Genomic DNA, 17,439 nt, shown 5'->3' on the forward strand with positions numbered 1-17,439 from the left:
CCGCCTGAGCATGTCTCTGTTCAGCACTTTTGATATTTCGGCCTCGGCCATGCAAGCGCAGTCCATGCGCCTGAATGCCGTGGCCAGCAACCTGGCCAACGCCGAATCGACGACCAGCTCCAACGGTCAGCCGTACCGGGCCAAACAGGTCGTGTTCCAGGCAACGCCGGTCGGCCCGGAAGGTGGCGTGGGCGTGAAAGTGTCGCAGGTGGTCGAAGATCAGGCCCCGCCCAAGCTGGTGTACGACCCGCGCAACCCGGTGGCCGATGCCAACGGTTACGTGGCGATGCCCAATGTGGATGTGGTCGAAGAAATGACCAATATGTTGTCGGCCTCCCGGTCTTACCAGACCAACGCCGATGTGATGAACACTGCCAAGACCCTGATGCAGCGCACGTTGCAGCTGGGTTCGAGCTGATTGATAACCCGGATCGAGGGATAGCACCATGGCAACCACCGTAAACAACAGCACCGGGATCAATTTCACAGCGCTGAATTCCGCATTGAGCGGCACCTCCAGCAGCAGTGGCGCGTCAGGCTCGGCCCAGGCCATGCAAGACCAGTTCATGCAATTGCTGGTCGCGCAGTTGCAAAACCAGGACCCGACCAACCCGATGGATAACTCCCAGATGACCTCGCAACTGGCGCAGATCAGCACGGTGAGCGGGTTGCAGCAACTCAATGCCACCATGACCGGCATGTCCTCGCTGTTCAATTCCAGCCAGGCGCTGCAATCGGCTTCGCTGATCGGCAAACAGGTGATGGCGCCGACCAGTTCCTGGGCCTACGACGGCACCAACAACCTGCAAGCCGCGGTTGATGTGCCGGCCGGCACCACCCAGATGCAGGTTTCGGTGGTGTCGCTCACCACCGGCCAGGTGGTCGACCAGATGACCACCACGCCGACCGCAGGCCAGTCCAACCCGATCAACTGGGACGGCACCCTGGCCGACGGCACCAAGGCTGCGGCCGGCAAATACGCCATCGTTGCCAAGGGCGTGGACGCTTCAGGTAACCAGTCTTCGCTGACCGTGGACGGCTGGCAGACCGCATCGAGCGTGATCCTGAACGGCAGTGCCGTGCAGGTGGTACTGGGTAATGGTTCGACCGTGAATCTGAGCGACATCAAACAGGTAAGCGGCGGGTCTTCGACATCGTCGACCTGATCAGTAGTTAACGTCGTTCAGCAAGATTAACGAGCCAACGAAACAATCTGCCCGGGGAGGGCAGGCATGAATTGCCGCAGGGGCGGCAAGGATTGCCGGGAGGGGTAAACATGGGTTTTCAACAAGGTCTGAGCGGTCTGAATGCGGCGTCCAAAAACCTGGACGTGATCGGCAACAACATCGCTAACGCCAACACGGTAGGCTTCAAGCAGTCGCGTGCCGAGTTTGCCGATATCTACGCATCCACATTCGCATCGTCCTCCAACGTGGCCGGTATCGGTACCCGCGTGATGGATGTCGCCCAGCAGTTTGGCCAGGGCAACGTGGAAACCACCAGCAACCCGCTGGATGTCGCGATTACCGGGAATGGTTTTTTCCGGATGTCCGACACCTCGGGCACGATTTCGTACTCCCGCAATGGCCAGTTCCAGCTGGATAACCAGGGTTACATCGTCAACGACGGCCAGCGCCTGACCGGCTGGGGTGTTGACGCGAACACCGGCCAGTTGCTCAAGGGCGGCAACCCGGTGCCGCTGCAGATCACCGTCGGCAACATCGGCGCGCGCGCAACCGGTTCGTCTGGTACGTCCAACGCCGGCCTGCAAGTCGGCCAGATGAACCTGAATGCCGCGGCAACGATCATCAACCGCGCAGCGCCCCCGACCGGTGTCGGCCCGCTGAACGTGACCGATCCGACCACGTTTACCAGCTCCACCACCGCGCAGGTGTACGACGCCCAGGGCGTATCGCACAACTTGACGTTCTATTTCACCAAAGTGGCGACCAACCAGTGGGAAGTGCAAACCTCGTTTGACGGCGGCACGCCGACGACGACGGGTTCCCCGGCCGGCACCAATGGCTACCTGATGTACACCGGCACCGGTACGCTGGATGCCACGACCGTCCCGACTGATCCGTTGACCGGCACTGCCGCCTCCAACGTGTCCGGCTTTACCTTCAGCACCACGCTGACCGCCCCGAACGGCGCCACCAGCCCGTTTGCCTTTAACGTCAGCTTCCCGAACTCGACCCAGTACGGCAGCCCGTTTGTGGTGAACGCGCTGAACCAGGACGGTTACGCCGACGGTACGCTGACCGGCATGAGCATCGGCAAGGATGGCGTGATCCAGGGTAGTTACTCCAACGGCCAGACCAAGACCGTCGGCCAGATCGTGCTGGCCAACTTCACCAACGTGCAGGGCCTGCAGCCGCTGGGTGATAACCGCTGGTCCCAGACTTTTGCTTCCGGCCAGCCGACCATTGGCGATCCGGGCACCGGTAGCCTGGGTTCGCTGCAATCGTCCGCGCAGGAAGATTCCAACGTGGATCTGACTTCGGAACTGGTGAACCTGATTACCGCCCAGCGTAACTATCAGGCCAATGCGCAGACCATCAAGGCGCAGGACACCATTCTCCAGACCATCGTGAACCTGGGTTAATCGGGTTTTTGAAGGTCGCCGGTTCATCACCGGATTGATGTTGATTTCGATGTCGATTTCGATTTCGCAGACGCAGCAGAACAAGGGTAAACCTGCTTAATGGACAGACTGATTTACGTGGCCATGACCGGCGCCAAGCAATCCATGCAACGGCAGGCCACGATTTCCAGCAACCTTGCCAATGCCGCTACCCCGGGTTTCCGGGCTGATCTGGATACGTTCCGCGCCGTGCCCGTGCTGGGCGAGGGCGCACAGACCCGCGCTTTTGTGGTGGCGCAAACCACCGGCGCGGATTTGTCTCCCGGCGTGATCCAGAGCACCGGTCGCGATATGGATGCCGCCATCAATGGCGACGGCTGGTTCACTGTCCAGACTGGCTCGGGCGAAGCCTATACCCGTAACGGCGGTTTCGAGATCGATGCTTCGGGCCTGCTGAAAACCCGCTCCGGGCTGGTGGTGATGGGCGAAAACGGCCCGATCACCGTGCCGGACAACACGCGTATCTCGTTCGGTTCTGACGGCACCATCAGCGGCACGCCGCTGGATAACCCTTCGGCCACCACCGATCTGGGTCGTCTGAAACTGGTCAACCCGGCCGGGACCGATGTGTACAAAGGTACCGATGGCCTGTTCCGGATGCGCGATGGCTCCGCCGCCCAGACTGATGAAAACGTGGAAGTGGCCCCGGATGCGCTGGAAAACAGCAACGTCAATGCCGTGGATGAACTGGTGAACATGATCAGCTCGCAGCGCCATTACGACATGCAGGTGCAACTGATCCAGTCGGCAGATACCAATGCCCGCTCGGTGGCGTCGATCATCCAGTTCAGCAGCTGATCAAATCACTGAGATGCCGTTTCAGGCCGCAACACCGGGCCAGGTTTACTGAATGCAATACCGCGCTCGCGCAAGATAAAACAAGGAAGAACACACCATGATGCGTTCGCTGTGGATCGCCAAGACGGGCATGGATGCCATGCAGAACAACGTCGACGTGATCTCTCATAACCTCGCCAACGTGGCCACCAACGGCTACAAGCGCGAGCGTCCTATTTTTGATGACTTGCTGTATCAGAACCTGCGCCAGCCTGGCGGCGCCACCAGCCAGACCACCAGCCTGCCAACGGGCCTGCAACTGGGTACCGGTGTGCGCACGGTCGCCACCGCGCGGATTTTTGAGCAAGGCAGTCTGCAGAACACGGAAGGCCAGCTTGATCTGGCCATCAATGGCGTCGGTTTCTTCCAGATTACCCAGCCCGATGGCACCACGGCCTATACCCGTGATGGCTCGTTCCAGCTGGATAACCAGGGTAACGTCGTCACCGCAGAAGGCGAGGCCCTCAGCCCGGCCATTCAGGTGCCGGCCGGTACCACCTCCGTCAGCGTGGGCAAAGACGGCACGGTGACCGCCATTGTGAACAATGTGGCCAGCGCCCCGGTGACCCTGGGTGTGATCCAGCTGGCTACGTTCATCAACCCGGCCGGTTTGCAGGCCATTGGTGACAACCTCTACCTGGAAACCAACGCTTCTGGCGCGCCGACGGCAGGTCAGCCGGGCACCAATGGTCTGGGTGCGGTTAACCAGGGTTATGTGGAAACGTCCAACGTGAACGTGACCGAAGAGCTGGTCAACATGATCCAGGCGCAGCGTGCGTATGAAATCAACTCGCGCGCGGTGACCACGTCTGACCAGATGCTGCAAAAGCTCGAATCGATGTAAGGCAATACAAGCAGTAAAGCTGTAAAGCAGTGAATGGATTGAGGCAAACGCAACGGCCACCGCGGCCGTTGCCGGCAAGACGATTGAAGCAGGACGGCCGCCGCAGGCAGCCGCGAGAGAAGGGTACGAGCATGGCGGTGAAAAGATCACGATGGGTACGACTGGCGCTGGCAGCGGTGACGTTGTCGCTGGGGGCCTGTGCCGTGGTGCAACCCAAGTCGATTGTGACCGGGCCGACCACCATCCGGCCAGAACCGGCCCTGCAATCGAACTACAACCAGGGTTCGATTTTCCAGACTGCCAACTCCCGCCAGCTGTTTGAAGAGCGCACCGCCAAACGCCTGGGCGATGTGCTGACCATTACCATTGCGGAAAACCTCTCCGCCACCAACAAGGTGGATACTTCCACCGACCGCAAGGGCACCTTGTCGCTGAGTGGCAGTGGCTCCTTGCCGGGCATGCCGGGTTATCTGCGCGAGTTCATGGGCGCCACAATGAACACCAGCAACGAAAACAAGTTTGCCGGCAATGGTTCTACCGACAACACCAACACCTTTACCGGCTCGCTCTCGGCCACGGTGATCGAGGTCTTGCCCAACGGCAACCTGCAGATTGGCGGCGAAAAACAGATCGCCATCAACGGTCATGTGAATACCTTGCGGCTGACCGGCATCATCAACCCGACCGACATCCAGGCCGGCAATACCATTCCGTCGACCAAAGTGGCTGATGCCCGGATTGAACAACTGGGCGTGGGCGCGCTGGCCGATGCCACGACCATGGGCTGGCTGCAGCGCTTTTTCCTGAGCGTGATGCCTTACTGAGAGTGCGCGTGAAATCATGAATACGATGACCATCTTCAAGCGCTTTGCCCTGTGTGCCTTGATGCTGCTGGCTGCAGGTGCAGCCCGGGCCGACAAGGTACGTGACCTGGCCAGTATTGCCGGCGTGCGCCCCAACCAGCTGGTGGGTTACGGTCTCGTGGTAGGTCTGGACGGCAGCGGTGACCAGACCACGCAAACGCCATTCACGGTGCAATCCGTGATCAACATGCTGAACAACCTGGGCGTCCAGGTGCCCTCCGGCGGCAACCTGCAACTGAAGAACGTCGCTGCCGTTACAGTGACGGCCAACCTGCCGGCGTTCTCCCGCCCGGGTCAGCCGATTGATGTCACTGTTTCGTCGATCGGTAATGCCAAATCACTGCGCGGCGGCACGCTGGTGCTGACCCCGCTGAAAGGTGTGGACGGCCAGATTTACGCCATGGCGCAAGGCAACGTGGTGGTGGCCGGGGCGGGCGCTTCTGCCGGTGGTTCCAGCACGCAGGTCAATCAACTGGCCACGGGCCGGATTCCGGACGGCGCCACGGTAGAACGCTCGGTGCCCGGTGGCGTGGGGCAGGGTGACTTTGTACAGCTGGAACTGCTGCACACCGACTTCACCACCGCCAGCAATATGGTCAACGCCATCAATAACCAGTTTGGCCCGATCGCCTCGGCGCAGGATGGCCGGGTGATCCAGGTGCGGGCGCCGGAAGACGCCAACCAGCGCGTGTCTTTCCTGGCCCGTCTGGAAGGGCTGGATGTCACGCCGGCAGAGGTGGCCGCCAAGGTCATCATCAATGCCCGCACGGGTTCAATCGTGATGAACCAGGCAGTGCAGGTTGATCCGTGCGCTGTTGCGCATGGCAATCTGACCGTGACCATTGCCGCCATGAATACCGTGGTCCAGCCGGGGCCGCTGGCGGGTGGCCGCACGGCCCGCGTGCAGAATGCGGATATCCAGATTGAAGCCGACAAGGGCGGTATTGTGCGCCTGCCCAAGGCATCCAACCTGCGTGACGTGGTCCGCGCGTTGAACGCAGTTGGCGCTACACCCCAGGATTTGCTGGCCATCTTGCAAGCCATGAAGGCGGCCGGCAGCCTCAAGGCAGACCTTGAGGTGATCTGACGCGGCATCCCCCCGCCGCGTCCATCAGGCCCGACCCACCCCCGGGGTCGGGTTTTTTTTGTCCTGGGGTCTGGCACAACTCCCGCCGGAGTGGGTTGTGCCGGCTTCTCATGTCTGCGTGTGCGCTTGGCCGGCGAGTGTTTGTGGCGTTGCTGGTGTGCCGGGCCGGCGGCTCGGCGGCAGTCTAAAGCTACCGTTCCATCAACCACTTACCCCTCTGGCACAGTGCTTGCTTCTTTACAGCTAAAGACCCTTAGCCGAATCGAGCCACATGACGTTAGACAGCCCGGCCAGCCGTAGCAACCTCGCGCAAGCCTTAGCTTCTGATCCGAACAGCATCGCTGCGTTGCGGCAGACCGCCAACACTGGTTCTAAAGCCGGTGTCAAAGCGGTGGCGCAGCAGTTTGAAGCCTTGCTGATGCAACAGATGCTCAAGTCCATGCGCGACGCTACGCCGCAGTACGACACGCTTTCCAGCTCGCCTGCGTCCAGCATGTTTCGCAGCATGTATGACGAGCAGATCGCGGCGAACATGTCGGCGCACGGCGGGGTGGGGTTGGCGGATGCCATCGTGCGGCAGATCAGTATTCAGCAAGACCCGTCGCTGTTGAAACAGGCCTGGCACACGCCGCCCAACCCGTTTGGCAAGAGCAGCACGCTGACAGGCAAAGCGGCAACGGCGGCAACCGGGGCGGCAAAAGATGCCGGTGACGGCGGCAATACCGCGTCATTCATCGACAAGATCGGCAACGCGGCCAGGTCGGCCAGTGCCACGCTGGGGGTGTCGCCGCATGTGCTGGTGGCGCAGGCTGCGCTAGAAACCGGTTGGGGCAAGAAGCCGCTGACCGACGCCTCCGGCCAGGATACGCACAACTTGTTTGGCGTGAAGGCCGGCAAGGATTGGCAAGGCAAGACGGCAGATGTCACCACCACGGAATACGTGAACGGTGTGCCGCAAAAGAAGACGGAAACATTCCGGGCGTATGACTCTTACGCAGATGCCATGAGCGATTACGCCAGCATCATCAAGAGGCGTTTCAGTGATGCGGTCGGCTCAGGCAGTGATGCCAAAAGCTATGGCACGGCGTTGCAGTCCAAGGGCTACGCCACAGATCCGTACTACGCCGGCAAGCTGGCTGTGGTGGCGGCAAGGGTGCAAAAACAGATGGCTGGTTCAGGCAACGCCTGAGCGGTTGTGAGTGATGGTCACGGGTGAGTTTCCCCGTCCTGGTAATCAAGATTCAGGTCAGATGGCCGATATCAGGTAAAGCGCCGGTTGTGGTCATACCAACCGCCGCGAACAAGTAACGGAGCAGGACAATGAGTGTTTTCAGTATCGGCGTATCGGGTCTGAACGCGGCGAATCTGGGTCTGGTGACAACCGGCCACAATATCGCCAACGCCAGCACGCCCGGCTATTCGCGCCAGAGCATCGTGCAAAGCGCCGTGTACCCGCAGCAAACGGGGAGCGGCTTTGTCGGCATGGGTGTTCAGGTCGATACCATCAAGCGCGCATATGACCAGTTCCTGACCAAAAACCTGCAATCGGCGACATCGCAGAACAGTTATCTGACTTCGTATCTGTCGCAATTGCAGGATATCGACAACATCGTGGCTGATCCGACCGCGGGCGTGTCGCCGGCGCTGCAGGATTTCTTCACCTCGGTGCAGGGCGTGTCGAGCAACCCGTCCGATTCGCCGTCCCGTACCGCCATGCTGACCTCTGCGCAGACGCTGGTATCGCGGTTTCAGACGTTCAACACGGAACTGCAGCAAGAGGCATCCACCACCAATGGCCAGATCACCGATACGGTGAGCAACATCAACGCCATTACCTCGCAGATTGCCAATCTGAACACGCAGATTTCGGTGCTGGGTAACTCTGGCCAGCCGCCCAATGACTTGATGGATCAGCGTGATGAACTGGTGCAGAACCTGAACCAGTACGTGAAAGCCACCACCGTCACCAATAGCGACGGCACCATGAACGTGTTCATCGGTAATGGGCAGAACGTGGTGGTGAACGGCACGGCGTTCCAGCTGGCGGCGGTGCAATCGCCATCCAATCCGCAGAATATTTCGGTCGCGTACAAGCTCAACAACACGACCGTGTACCTGCCGGACAACTCGCTGGCAGGCGGTAGTCTGCAAGGCTTGCTCGATTTCCGTAACAACTCGCTGACGCTGGCGCAGAACACGCTGAACCTGACCGCCATTGGCCTGGCGCAGACCTTTAACGCCCAGCAAAAAGCGGGGCAGGATCTGAACGGCAATATCGGTCAGAACATTTTTTCTTATCAGGCAGCATCCAGCTTCACCGCCAACGTCAACGGCGTGAACGTCAATGTGAGCCTGCCGACGGCCTCGTCGCCCACGCCGCAGTCTGATTTCTCGCTGGCGTATGACAGCACCACCGGCAATTACACGCTGACGCGGATGACGGATAACTCTACCGCGACGATTACCGGCGCACAGATGACTGCCGGCTTCACCGCGCTGGGCGTCACATTGCAGTCGGGCAGCACGCCGGCGGCCTCGGGCACCGGGACATTTACCTTCCCGCCTGCGCTGGGCTCGGTCAATGCCAACTCGCTCAATACCGGCAACGCGCAGTTGTCCGGCTATATCGGCGATGCCACCAAGCTGACCACCAGCAACTACAAGTTCAGCTACGACGGCACCAATTACACGCTGACGCGCCTGTCTGACAACACCCAGACCACGTTTACCGCAGCGCAGGTTGCGGCCGGCCCGGTCGGTACGGATGGCTTTCTGGTCAACATCTCCAGCGGCACCATGAACACCGGTGACAGCTTCAATATCCAGCCGGTCGCCAATGTGATTTCCAATCTGTCGGTGGCGACCACTGATCCGTCGCTGGTGGCGGCGGCTGCGCCGATGACGGCGACGGCCAACATCAATAACACCGGCAGCGTGACGCTGACCCAGCCGACGGTGGATACCCCGCCGACCTCGACCACCAGTGGCTCGCTCAATCCGGCGGTAAAGAACCCGGTGACGCTGTCGTTTACCTCACCGACCACCTTTACGCTGACCGATAGCACCACCGGTGTGACCACCGCGGCGCAAACTTATACCGCAGGCATGACGGTGAGCTACAACGGCTGGAACATGGTGCTGAACGGCACACCGGCAACGGGCGACACCATCAGCGTTGGCCCCACCGTGGCCGGTACGTCGGATAACCGCAATGCGCTGGCACTGGGCAAGCTGCAAACCAGCAAACTGCTGCTGAACGGCTCTGTGACCTATCAGGATGCCTATAGCAATATGGTGTCCAACATCGGTACCGAGACCAACCAGATTCAGGTGATGTCGCAAGCCCAGACCACCGTGCTGACCAATGCGCAGACGGCGCGTGATTCTCTGGCCGGGGTGAACCTGGATGAAGAAGCCGCCAATCTGTTGCGTTACCAGCAGGCGTATCAGGCTGCCAGCAAGGTGATCCAGATCGCGCAGGAAGCATTCCAGTCGATCGTGAATATCGGTTAAGTTTTGGCGGCACTTGCCGATATCTGAAAGTGATGCGCCGGTTACGGCTGGCGCGCTGAACTTACCGCCAGCACCAGTTGTCGCAAAAAGACGGGCTGCCGTGCATTCACCGGCCCGCCGCGCCAGGGGTTAGAAACATGCGTATTGCAACCAGCACCATCTACAATCTGAACACCCAGAACCTGGATACCCTGACCTATCAGCAAAACCAGCTGCAGCAAATGCTGTCGACGGGTCGGAAAATCCTGACACCTGCGGATGATCCGGTGGGTTCTGCACGCCTGTTGAATGTGACCCAGGCGCAAGACCTGACCACGCAATACAACACCAACGCGCAATCGGCGGATTCGGCCCTGCAACTGCAAGGCTCGAACATCAGCTCCATCATTACCGCCATCCAGAATATCCAGTCGCTGGCCATCGAGGCCGGCAACGCCTCGCAAACCGGTTCTGACAAGCAGGCCATCAACTCGCAATTGCTGGGCAACTACCAGCAGTTGCTGGGTCTGGCCAATGCCACCGACGGCAGCGGCCAGTATCTGTTCTCTGGCTACAAGGGCGACGTCAAACCGTTTACTGAATCCAGCTTTGGCAACGTGGTGTACAACGGCGACCAGGGTCAGCGCCAGGTGCAGATTTCCGCCTCGCGCGATCTGCCGACCTCGCTGGCAGGCTCGCAAGTGTTCCAGCAGATCAAGAACGGCAATGGCACGTTTACCGATACCGCCGCCACGACCAATACCGGCACCGGCCTGATCGGCGCTGGTACGGTGCTGAACAAGGCGCAGTGGAACTCCACCACCAACGATCAGAACTTCAATATCGTTTTCCAGACGCAGCCCAATGCGACGGACCCGTCGGCCCCGCCCACGGTGACTTACGATATTGTCGACAACCTGCAAACGCTGCCCAATGGCACGGCCAACCCCAACTACAACAAGTCGTTGCTGGATGGCTATGACTACACGGCCTCCGGCGCGCGTACCGGCGCTTATCCGCGCACGTACAACGACGGTGGGGATATCCAGTTGTCGCAGCAGCCCGGTGATCCGGCCACGCCCTTGATCGCCAACTGGAACTTTGGCGCCAGCATCAACATGACCGGCACGCCCAAGGCCGGCGACAGCTTCAATGTGGCGGCCAGTACCAACCAGGACTTGTTCACCACCATCAAGAATTTCTCGAACGCGCTGACCAATTACGCCACCGATACCTCCGGTACGGCGCAAGCAGCGTTCCAGAACCAGTTGAACAGCGTGATCTCTGCCTTGAGCAACTCGCTGAACAACGTGGTGACAGTGAACGCCAGCATTGGCGCCTGGCAAAAAGAATCGACCCAGCAGCAATCGACCAATTCCAATTTGAACCTGGCGTATAGCTCGACCATCTCTGACCTGAATGGTCTGGATTACGCCAAGACCATCAGCGATTTCACCCAAAACCAGACCACGCTGGAAGCAGCACGTCAGACGTATTCCAAAGTGGCCGGGTTGAGTCTGTTCCAGTACATCTCCTGATCACCCAGGAACCTCTGATCACCCAGAGGGCGTACGCGGGAAAAACGGGTTCTCCGGAACCCGTTTTTGTTTTTGTGCCTGCGATCCGGCAAGGCGGCATGTTCTAATAGCGCCCATGAGCAAAATCAAATCCCAATTCGTCTGCCAGTCGTGCGGCGGTACTTCTCCCAAATGGCAAGGCCAGTGCCCGCATTGTGGCGACTGGAATTCATTGACCGAAGCTGTGGCGCAATCGGGTGCACCGACACGCTTTCAGTCACTGGCGGCAGATGGCGCCATCCGCCAGTTGTCTGATGTCGAAGCGATCGACCTGCCGCGCACCGCGACCACGCTGGCCGAGCTTGATCGTGTGCTGGGTGGCGGGTTGGTGCCAGGCGGCGTGGTGCTGATCGGCGGTGATCCGGGTATTGGCAAATCAACGTTGCTGCTGCAGGCACTGACGCAGATGTCGGCCGGTGTGCGGGTGCTGTATGTCAGCGGTGAAGAATCAGCCGAGCAGATCGCGCTGCGCGCGCGCCGGCTGCAACTGGCCAATGCGCCGGTGGGCCTGCTGCCAGAAATCAATCTGGAGAAAATCCTTGCCACGCTGGACCGTGAAAAGCCGCAAGTGGTGGTGATTGACTCGATCCAGACCCTGTATTCAGAAGCGCTCAGCTCGGCCCCCGGTAGCGTGGCCCAGGTGCGTGAATGCTCTGCCCAGTTGACCCGCGCGGCCAAACGCAGCGGTATCAGCATCTTGCTGGTCGGGCATGTGACCAAAGAGGGCGCACTGGCCGGCCCGCGCGTGCTGGAACACATTGTGGATGCCGTGCTTTATTTTGAAGGCGATACGCACTCCAGCTTCCGGCTGATCCGCGCCATCAAGAACCGCTTTGGCGCGGTCAATGAACTGGGCGTGTTTGCCATGACCGACCGCGGCCTGAAAGAGGTGACCAACCCTTCGGCCCTGTTCCTGAGCCAGCACCGTGAACCGGTGCCGGGTTCTTGCGTGCTGGTCACGCAAGAAGGCACGCGCCCCATGCTGGTGGAAATCCAGGCGCTGGTTGATGACACCCACGCGCCGCAACCCAAACGCCTTGGCGTGGGGATCGAACAGAACCGTCTGGCTTTGCTGCTGGCGGTGTTGCATCGCCATGCGGGCATTGCGGTGTTTGATCAGGACGTATTCATCAACGCCGTGGGTGGCGTACGCATTAACGAGCCGGCAGCCGATCTGGCCATTTTGCTGGCGATCGTCTCCTCTTTGAAAGACCGCCCCTTGCCGGAAAAGCTGGTGATCTTCGGTGAAGTCGGTCTGGCGGGCGAGGTGCGCCCGGTGCAGCGCGGGCAAGAACGCCTGCGTGAGGCCGCCAAGCTGGGTTTCACCCACGCCATCGTGCCGCACGCCAATCGCCCGCGTCAGCCCATTGAGGGCATGACCGTGACTGCGGTGGAGCGCTTGTCCGACGCCGTGGGTGCCGCGCTGTAAAGTTGTGAAAAATGTGACAGATGGATGATCGGGCAGGGCGCTTGAAATCGTTCTTTGCGGCCCCATAGTATTTTTGTATCAAGCGGACCGGTCAAATTGATTGGGATTTTGCGACGGCATCCGTTAGCATAGTCGCCAATGAACCGGTTGCCTTGCGGCCGGTAGTCCGTTTTTTTAGATATCGCACCGTTACCCGCATTGCCTGGAGAATCTTATGAGCGAGCACATCTCTTACGTAACCGACGCTTCGTTTGACGCTGAAGTGTTGAAATCGCAAACCCCCGTTCTGGTCGACTACTGGGCCGAATGGTGTGGTCCTTGCAAGATGATCGCCCCGATTCTGGACGAAGTAGCTGGCGAATACGCCGGCAAGCTCAAGGTTGCCAAGCTGAACATTGACGAAAACCAGGGCACCCCGCCGAAGTACGGCATCCGCGGTATCCCGACCCTGATGCTGTTCCAGAACGGCGAAGTGAAGGCCACCAAGGTTGGTGCACTGTCCAAGTCCCAACTGACCGCATTTCTTGACAGCAACCTGTAAGTTGTTGCCGGGCCGGTGCATTCGCCGGCCCCATGCGTATTGAACACGCAACACCAGCGGCCGCCTTGTGTCGCTGGTTGCTTGACAGTGCAAGTTTGCGCCATATACCCTTACGGCGTTTACTGCGCAATGCCAGAGTCCTTCTGCCATTGCGCCATTCTATATTTATCAGTACGTCTCTCCCTTTCCCTTATTTTTCTTGATTGCTTCATAGCAACGGCCCAATCGCATGCATTTGTCCGATCTAAAACATCACCACGTCTCTGAACTTGTAGAGATGGCTATCGCCAACGAAATTGAAGGCGCCAGCCGCTTGCGCAAGCAGGACCTGATCTTTGCGCTGCTGAAAAACCAGGGGAGAAAGGGCGAAAGTATTTTTGGCGATGGCACGCTGGAAGTGCTGCCTGACGGCTTTGGTTTCCTGCGTAGCCCGGATACCTCTTACCTGGCCGGTCCGGACGACATTTATGTCAGCCCGTCGCAAATCCGCCGCTTCAATCTGCATACCGGCGATACCGTCGAAGGCGAGATCCGCACCCCCAAGGATGGTGAACGTTACTTTGCGCTGGTCAAGGTCGACAAAGTCAACGGCGAGCCGCCTGAGAACGCCAAGCACAAGATCCTGTTCGAAAACCTGACACCGCTGTTCCCTACGCGCCGCCTGCAACTGGAGCGCGATATCAAGGGCGAAGAGAATGTCACCAGCCGGATCATTGACCTGATTGCCCCGATCGGCTGTGGCCAGCGCGCCCTCCTGGTGGCGCCGCCCAAGTCCGGCAAGACCGTGATGCTGCAGAACATTGCGCACGCCATCACCGCCAACCATCCGGATGTGATGCTGATCGTGCTGCTGATTGACGAGCGTCCGGAAGAAGTGACTGAAATGCAGCGTTCGGTGAAAGGCGAGGTTGTGTCCTCTACCTTTGACGAACCGGCCACCCGCCACGTACAAGTGGCTGAAATGGTCATCGAAAAGGCCAAGCGCCTTGTAGAACACAAGAAAGACGTGGTGATCCTGCTGGACTCCATCACCCGTCTGGCCCGTGCCTACAACACCGTGGTGCCGGCCTCCGGCAAGGTGTTGACCGGTGGTGTGGACGCCAACGCCCTGCAACGCCCCAAGCGGTTCTTCGGTGCTGCCCGTAATATTGAAGAGGGCGGCAGCCTGACCATCATCGCCACTGCGCTGATCGACACCGGTTCGCGCATGGATGATGTGATCTACGAAGAGTTCAAGGGTACCGGTAACATGGAAATCCACCTTGACCGTCGTATGGCGGAAAAGCGTCTGTTCCCGGCCATCAACATCAACCGTTCCAGCACGCGTCGTGAAGAACTGTTGATCCCGTCCGAACAACTGCAAAAGATCTGGGTGCTGCGCAAGTTGCTGTACCCGATGGATGATCTGGAAGCGATGGAATTCCTGCAAGACAAGATCAAGGCCACGAAGAATAACGCCAACTTCTTCGATTCCATGCGTCGCTGATTGCCACGCATAAAGACGCCCTGACCCTGTCAGACCAGCTTGCCGTACGTTTGGTACGGTGAGTATCGGTTTGCCCTGGCAGGGCGTTTTTCTGTACGGCTTTGAGTGACATGCATGGAGAACCTGACCGGCGCTGATGCGCCGGTTTGTCGTTTCTGGCGGTGCTTGATGTGGTTTTTGTAGTTTGAACGGCAAGTTCTTGAGCGCGCTTGGCATTTCGTCTCTTTTTCTGCTGGTTTTGCCGCGGTTTCCCTTGCGGTAGGTGGGCGGGACTGACATAATGCGCGTTTTGCGTCGGCACAACCCCGATGCGCTCATGTAAAGGAAAAGCGAAATGAAAGACGGTATCCATCCCGGTTACAAAGAAGTGATCTTTTTCGACGCCAGCGTTGACTTCAAGTTTCTGACCCGTTCGACCATGACTGCTCGTGGCGGCGAAACCATGAAGTGGACTGATGGCAAGGAATACCCGGTTGTGCGTCTGGACGTGTCGTCCGAATCGCACCCGTTCTACACCGGCAAGCAAAAGGTGCTGGACACCGCTGGCCGTGTCGAGAAGTTCCGTCAGAAGTACTCCATGTACACCAGCAACAAGGGCTGATCAGCCGGCGTTGTGTCGTACATCGCAAAAAAGGCAGCTTGTTCAAGCTGCCTTTTTTGTTTCTGTCCTTTCCCGCGTTTTGCCGGTTAGAATCCCCGCATGCTTACCTACGTCCCTGAAACCGAACGCGAGCAGCCGCCACTGCCACCGGGCCAGCGCCCATGGATGTTGCTGTTGCTTTGTCTTGTGTGGCTGCTGCCAGGCTTGATCGGGCATGATCCCTGGAAGCCGGCGGAGCTGGAAACGGCCGCGGTGATCAAGCATTACGTGGAAGGGCAGCACTGGGCGCTGCCGTGGTGGGGCGACAATCCTTACCTCTTGTATGGCCCTTTGTATTACTGGTCTGCCTGCCTGTTTGCCTGGCCCTTGTCGCACCTGGGCATGGCGGTGCATGACGCCGCGCGGCTGGCAACCGGCGCATGGATGGCGCTGGCCATGTGGGGTCTTGGTCTGGCCGGTCGTGAACTGTATGGTCGCCGGCAAGGCCGTGTGGCCGTCATGGCCCTGATTGGCAGCATCGGGCTGATTATCTGGGGTCACCATCTGGCGCCGCAGGTGATCGTGCTGGCGGGCTTTAGCTGGCAGCTCTATGCGCTGGCATGGGCGTTGCGCCAACCGGTGCAGGGCGGCTTGTTGCTGGGCCTCTCCTGGTTGATGTTGCTGCTGGGCGCGTCCTGGGGCGAGTTCCTGCTCAGTTTTGTGACGGCCGTCGCGCTGCTGGGGTTCCGGCCGTGGCGCCGCGCCTGGTATCTGGCGACCTTGCTCACCGCGCTTGTCACCTCGGTGCCGCTGGGCTTGATGTGGGTGGGCGATCTGTATCACACCAATCCGGAGGCTTTCCGGATCTGGCTGGATTACTACGCATTTGGCGCTTTTGGTGGCCTAGCTTCCTGGCAACCGTTCCATTCGTTCGGGTTCTATTTTTCCATTGTGTTGTGGTTTGCCTGGCCGGTATTGCCGCTGGGTGTCTGGGGTATCTGGTCCAACCGCTCGCAACTGGCGCAACCGAAGCTGACTCTGCCGATTGTGGTGCTGGTACTGAACTCTGTCTGGCTATCGCTGGCCGGTGACCTGATTGGCGAGTCGGCGCTGTTGCTGGTTCTGCCCACGTTGTCTTTACTGACTACCAGCGGGATCGATCGCTTGCAGCGTGGCGCGGCCGCGGCGCTGAACTGGTTTGGCATCATGACCTTTGGCGTCGGCACCTTTTTGCTGTGGTGTGCGTGGATCGTGCTGACGACGGGCACGCCGGCGACCTGGGCCAGAACACTGGCCGAGGCCAGCCCCTCCTGGCATCCGCATGTGGTGTGGGGTGGCGTGCTGTTTACGCTGGCGATCTCGATCACCTGGTGCTGGGTGTTGCTGCGCAAGCGTCCGCTGGGTCGGCTGGCCATCACCAACTGGGCATGCGGTGTGACCTTGCTGTGGGGTGCGCTGATGGGCTTGTGGCAGCCGTGGCTGGATGCCTCCAAGAGCTATCGGACCGTAGTTGAGAGCCTGCAGGTGGCCGTGAACAAGCAGCCGGCCGGGTGTATTGATGGCTCGCTGGTGTCCGACTCTATGGCCGCGTCGGTCGATTATTTCTCGCACCTGGCGCTGCAACGGCGCGATGTGACCAATTGCCGTCTGCAACTGGTGGCAGGTGACCCGCCGCCGGGGTCTATGGTATTGTGGGATGGTGCCCGCCCGGGTGAGCGCCATGAACACTTTTACCTGCTGGACAAAACACGCTCTGTCGCCACGCGCTAGGCGCGGGTGCCAACAAAAAGACCGGCCAAGGCCGGTCTTTTTGTTTTGCTGCAGTGATCAGGAATGCTGCGGCGTGTGCTGGTCTTTTTGCTGGATGGTGTCCGGATCCACGGCGTTCATCACATTGCGGCGTACGAACAGAAAGATATACACCGCCATGACCAGCACAAAACCAATGGTAAACAGGCTCAACAGACCAATATCAGAGAAGAACAGGGCTTCCCAGGGGGAGTTTTCCATGATGTGACTCCTGCCACGCGTGCATGTAATGACAAGATCATGGCGCGGA

General features: G+C 59.5%; 16 protein-coding genes. 15 read left to right on the forward strand and 1 reads right to left on the reverse strand.

What is annotated here, in order from left to right:
• Positions 1-10: 10 nt before the first annotated feature.
• The 15 genes from flgC (at position 11) to IEX57_RS02070 (ending at position 17,150) form a co-directional block, all read left to right on the forward strand.
• Positions 11-418: a flagellar basal body rod protein FlgC gene (flgC, locus tag IEX57_RS02000; protein WP_188701812.1), complete on the forward strand. Its 408-nt coding sequence runs from the start codon at positions 11-13 to the stop codon at positions 416-418.
• Positions 419-446: 28 nt separating this feature from the next.
• On the forward strand, positions 447-1,166 hold the full coding sequence (locus IEX57_RS02005) for a flagellar hook assembly protein FlgD (RefSeq protein ID WP_188701814.1): 720 nt from the start codon (positions 447-449) through the stop codon (positions 1,164-1,166).
• Positions 1,167-1,276: 110 nt separating this feature from the next.
• Positions 1,277-2,605, forward strand: a complete 1,329-nt coding sequence (gene flgE, locus IEX57_RS02010; protein ID WP_188701816.1) for a flagellar hook protein FlgE — start codon at positions 1,277-1,279, stop codon at positions 2,603-2,605.
• Positions 2,606-2,704: 99 nt separating this feature from the next.
• The gene (gene flgF / locus IEX57_RS02015) at positions 2,705-3,442 is read left to right on the forward strand and encodes a flagellar basal-body rod protein FlgF (protein ID WP_188701818.1); all 738 of its coding nucleotides are present in this window, start codon (positions 2,705-2,707) and stop codon (positions 3,440-3,442) included.
• Between the two features lie 97 nt (positions 3,443-3,539).
• Positions 3,540-4,325, forward strand: coding sequence for a flagellar basal-body rod protein FlgG (gene flgG / locus IEX57_RS02020; RefSeq protein WP_188701821.1), 786 nt, complete (start codon positions 3,540-3,542; stop codon positions 4,323-4,325).
• Positions 4,326-4,456: 131 nt separating this feature from the next.
• Positions 4,457-5,149: a flagellar basal body L-ring protein FlgH gene (locus tag IEX57_RS02025; protein ID WP_188701823.1), complete on the forward strand. Its 693-nt coding sequence runs from the start codon at positions 4,457-4,459 to the stop codon at positions 5,147-5,149.
• Positions 5,150-5,165: 16 nt separating this feature from the next.
• Positions 5,166-6,275 (forward strand): flagellar basal body P-ring protein FlgI, encoded by a 1,110-nt coding sequence (locus IEX57_RS02030; RefSeq protein ID WP_308433850.1) that lies wholly within the window; start codon positions 5,166-5,168, stop codon positions 6,273-6,275.
• Positions 6,276-6,546: 271 nt separating this feature from the next.
• Complete coding sequence (gene flgJ / locus IEX57_RS02035) at positions 6,547-7,464, forward strand: flagellar assembly peptidoglycan hydrolase FlgJ (RefSeq protein ID WP_188701825.1); 918 nt, start codon at positions 6,547-6,549, stop codon at positions 7,462-7,464.
• 131 nt (positions 7,465-7,595) lie between these two features.
• Complete coding sequence (gene flgK, locus IEX57_RS02040) at positions 7,596-9,788, forward strand: flagellar hook-associated protein FlgK (protein WP_188701827.1); 2,193 nt, start codon at positions 7,596-7,598, stop codon at positions 9,786-9,788.
• A 137-nt stretch (positions 9,789-9,925) separates the two neighbouring features.
• The gene (gene flgL / locus IEX57_RS02045) at positions 9,926-11,305 is read left to right on the forward strand and encodes a flagellar hook-associated protein FlgL (protein WP_188701829.1); all 1,380 of its coding nucleotides are present in this window, start codon (positions 9,926-9,928) and stop codon (positions 11,303-11,305) included.
• A gap of 115 nt (positions 11,306-11,420) precedes the next feature.
• Positions 11,421-12,773, forward strand: coding sequence for a DNA repair protein RadA (radA, locus tag IEX57_RS02050; RefSeq protein ID WP_188701831.1), 1,353 nt, complete (start codon positions 11,421-11,423; stop codon positions 12,771-12,773).
• Positions 12,774-12,987: 214 nt separating this feature from the next.
• Complete coding sequence (gene trxA, locus IEX57_RS02055) at positions 12,988-13,314, forward strand: thioredoxin TrxA (protein ID WP_188688569.1); 327 nt, start codon at positions 12,988-12,990, stop codon at positions 13,312-13,314.
• A gap of 229 nt (positions 13,315-13,543) precedes the next feature.
• Positions 13,544-14,800 carry a transcription termination factor Rho gene (gene rho / locus IEX57_RS02060; protein WP_188701833.1) on the forward strand — a complete coding sequence of 419 codons (1,257 nt, stop codon included), beginning with the start codon at positions 13,544-13,546 and terminating at the stop codon, positions 14,798-14,800.
• Between the two features lie 334 nt (positions 14,801-15,134).
• Positions 15,135-15,401: a type B 50S ribosomal protein L31 gene (locus IEX57_RS02065; RefSeq protein WP_188701835.1), complete on the forward strand. Its 267-nt coding sequence runs from the start codon at positions 15,135-15,137 to the stop codon at positions 15,399-15,401.
• Between the two features lie 99 nt (positions 15,402-15,500).
• Positions 15,501-17,150 (forward strand): ArnT family glycosyltransferase, encoded by a 1,650-nt coding sequence (locus IEX57_RS02070; RefSeq protein WP_188701838.1) that lies wholly within the window; start codon positions 15,501-15,503, stop codon positions 17,148-17,150.
• A gap of 57 nt (positions 17,151-17,207) precedes the next feature.
• Here IEX57_RS02070 and IEX57_RS02075 read toward each other — a convergent pair whose 3' ends face one another.
• Positions 17,208-17,390 (reverse strand): DUF3149 domain-containing protein, encoded by a 183-nt coding sequence (locus IEX57_RS02075; protein ID WP_188701840.1) that lies wholly within the window; start codon positions 17,388-17,390, stop codon positions 17,208-17,210.
• Positions 17,391-17,439: the final 49 nt, after the last annotated feature.

The sequence above is a fragment of the Silvimonas iriomotensis genome, assembly GCF_014645535.1.
Classification (GTDB): Bacteria; Pseudomonadota; Gammaproteobacteria; order Burkholderiales; family Chitinibacteraceae; genus Silvimonas; species Silvimonas iriomotensis.

What these genes read in the sequence shown, in the direction of transcription:
- flgC (WP_188701812.1), top strand. Translation starts at nt 11, where the DNA reads ATGTCTCTGTTCAGCACTTTTGATATTTCGGCCTCGGCCATGCAAGCG.
- IEX57_RS02005 (WP_188701814.1), top strand. Translation starts at nt 447, where the DNA reads ATGGCAACCACCGTAAACAACAGCACCGGGATCAATTTCACAGCGCTG.
- flgE (WP_188701816.1), top strand. Translation starts at nt 1,277, where the DNA reads ATGGGTTTTCAACAAGGTCTGAGCGGTCTGAATGCGGCGTCCAAAAAC.
- flgF (WP_188701818.1), top strand. Translation starts at nt 2,705, where the DNA reads ATGGACAGACTGATTTACGTGGCCATGACCGGCGCCAAGCAATCCATG.
- flgG (WP_188701821.1), top strand. Translation starts at nt 3,540, where the DNA reads ATGATGCGTTCGCTGTGGATCGCCAAGACGGGCATGGATGCCATGCAG.
- IEX57_RS02025 (WP_188701823.1), top strand. Translation starts at nt 4,457, where the DNA reads ATGGCGGTGAAAAGATCACGATGGGTACGACTGGCGCTGGCAGCGGTG.
- IEX57_RS02030 (WP_308433850.1), top strand. Translation starts at nt 5,166, where the DNA reads ATGAATACGATGACCATCTTCAAGCGCTTTGCCCTGTGTGCCTTGATG.
- flgJ (WP_188701825.1), top strand. Translation starts at nt 6,547, where the DNA reads ATGACGTTAGACAGCCCGGCCAGCCGTAGCAACCTCGCGCAAGCCTTA.
- flgK (WP_188701827.1), top strand. Translation starts at nt 7,596, where the DNA reads ATGAGTGTTTTCAGTATCGGCGTATCGGGTCTGAACGCGGCGAATCTG.
- flgL (WP_188701829.1), top strand. Translation starts at nt 9,926, where the DNA reads ATGCGTATTGCAACCAGCACCATCTACAATCTGAACACCCAGAACCTG.
- radA (WP_188701831.1), top strand. Translation starts at nt 11,421, where the DNA reads ATGAGCAAAATCAAATCCCAATTCGTCTGCCAGTCGTGCGGCGGTACT.
- trxA (WP_188688569.1), top strand. Translation starts at nt 12,988, where the DNA reads ATGAGCGAGCACATCTCTTACGTAACCGACGCTTCGTTTGACGCTGAA.
- rho (WP_188701833.1), top strand. Translation starts at nt 13,544, where the DNA reads ATGCATTTGTCCGATCTAAAACATCACCACGTCTCTGAACTTGTAGAG.
- IEX57_RS02065 (WP_188701835.1), top strand. Translation starts at nt 15,135, where the DNA reads ATGAAAGACGGTATCCATCCCGGTTACAAAGAAGTGATCTTTTTCGAC.
- IEX57_RS02070 (WP_188701838.1), top strand. Translation starts at nt 15,501, where the DNA reads ATGCTTACCTACGTCCCTGAAACCGAACGCGAGCAGCCGCCACTGCCA.
- IEX57_RS02075 (WP_188701840.1), bottom strand. Translation starts at nt 17,390, where the DNA reads ATGGAAAACTCCCCCTGGGAAGCCCTGTTCTTCTCTGATATTGGTCTG.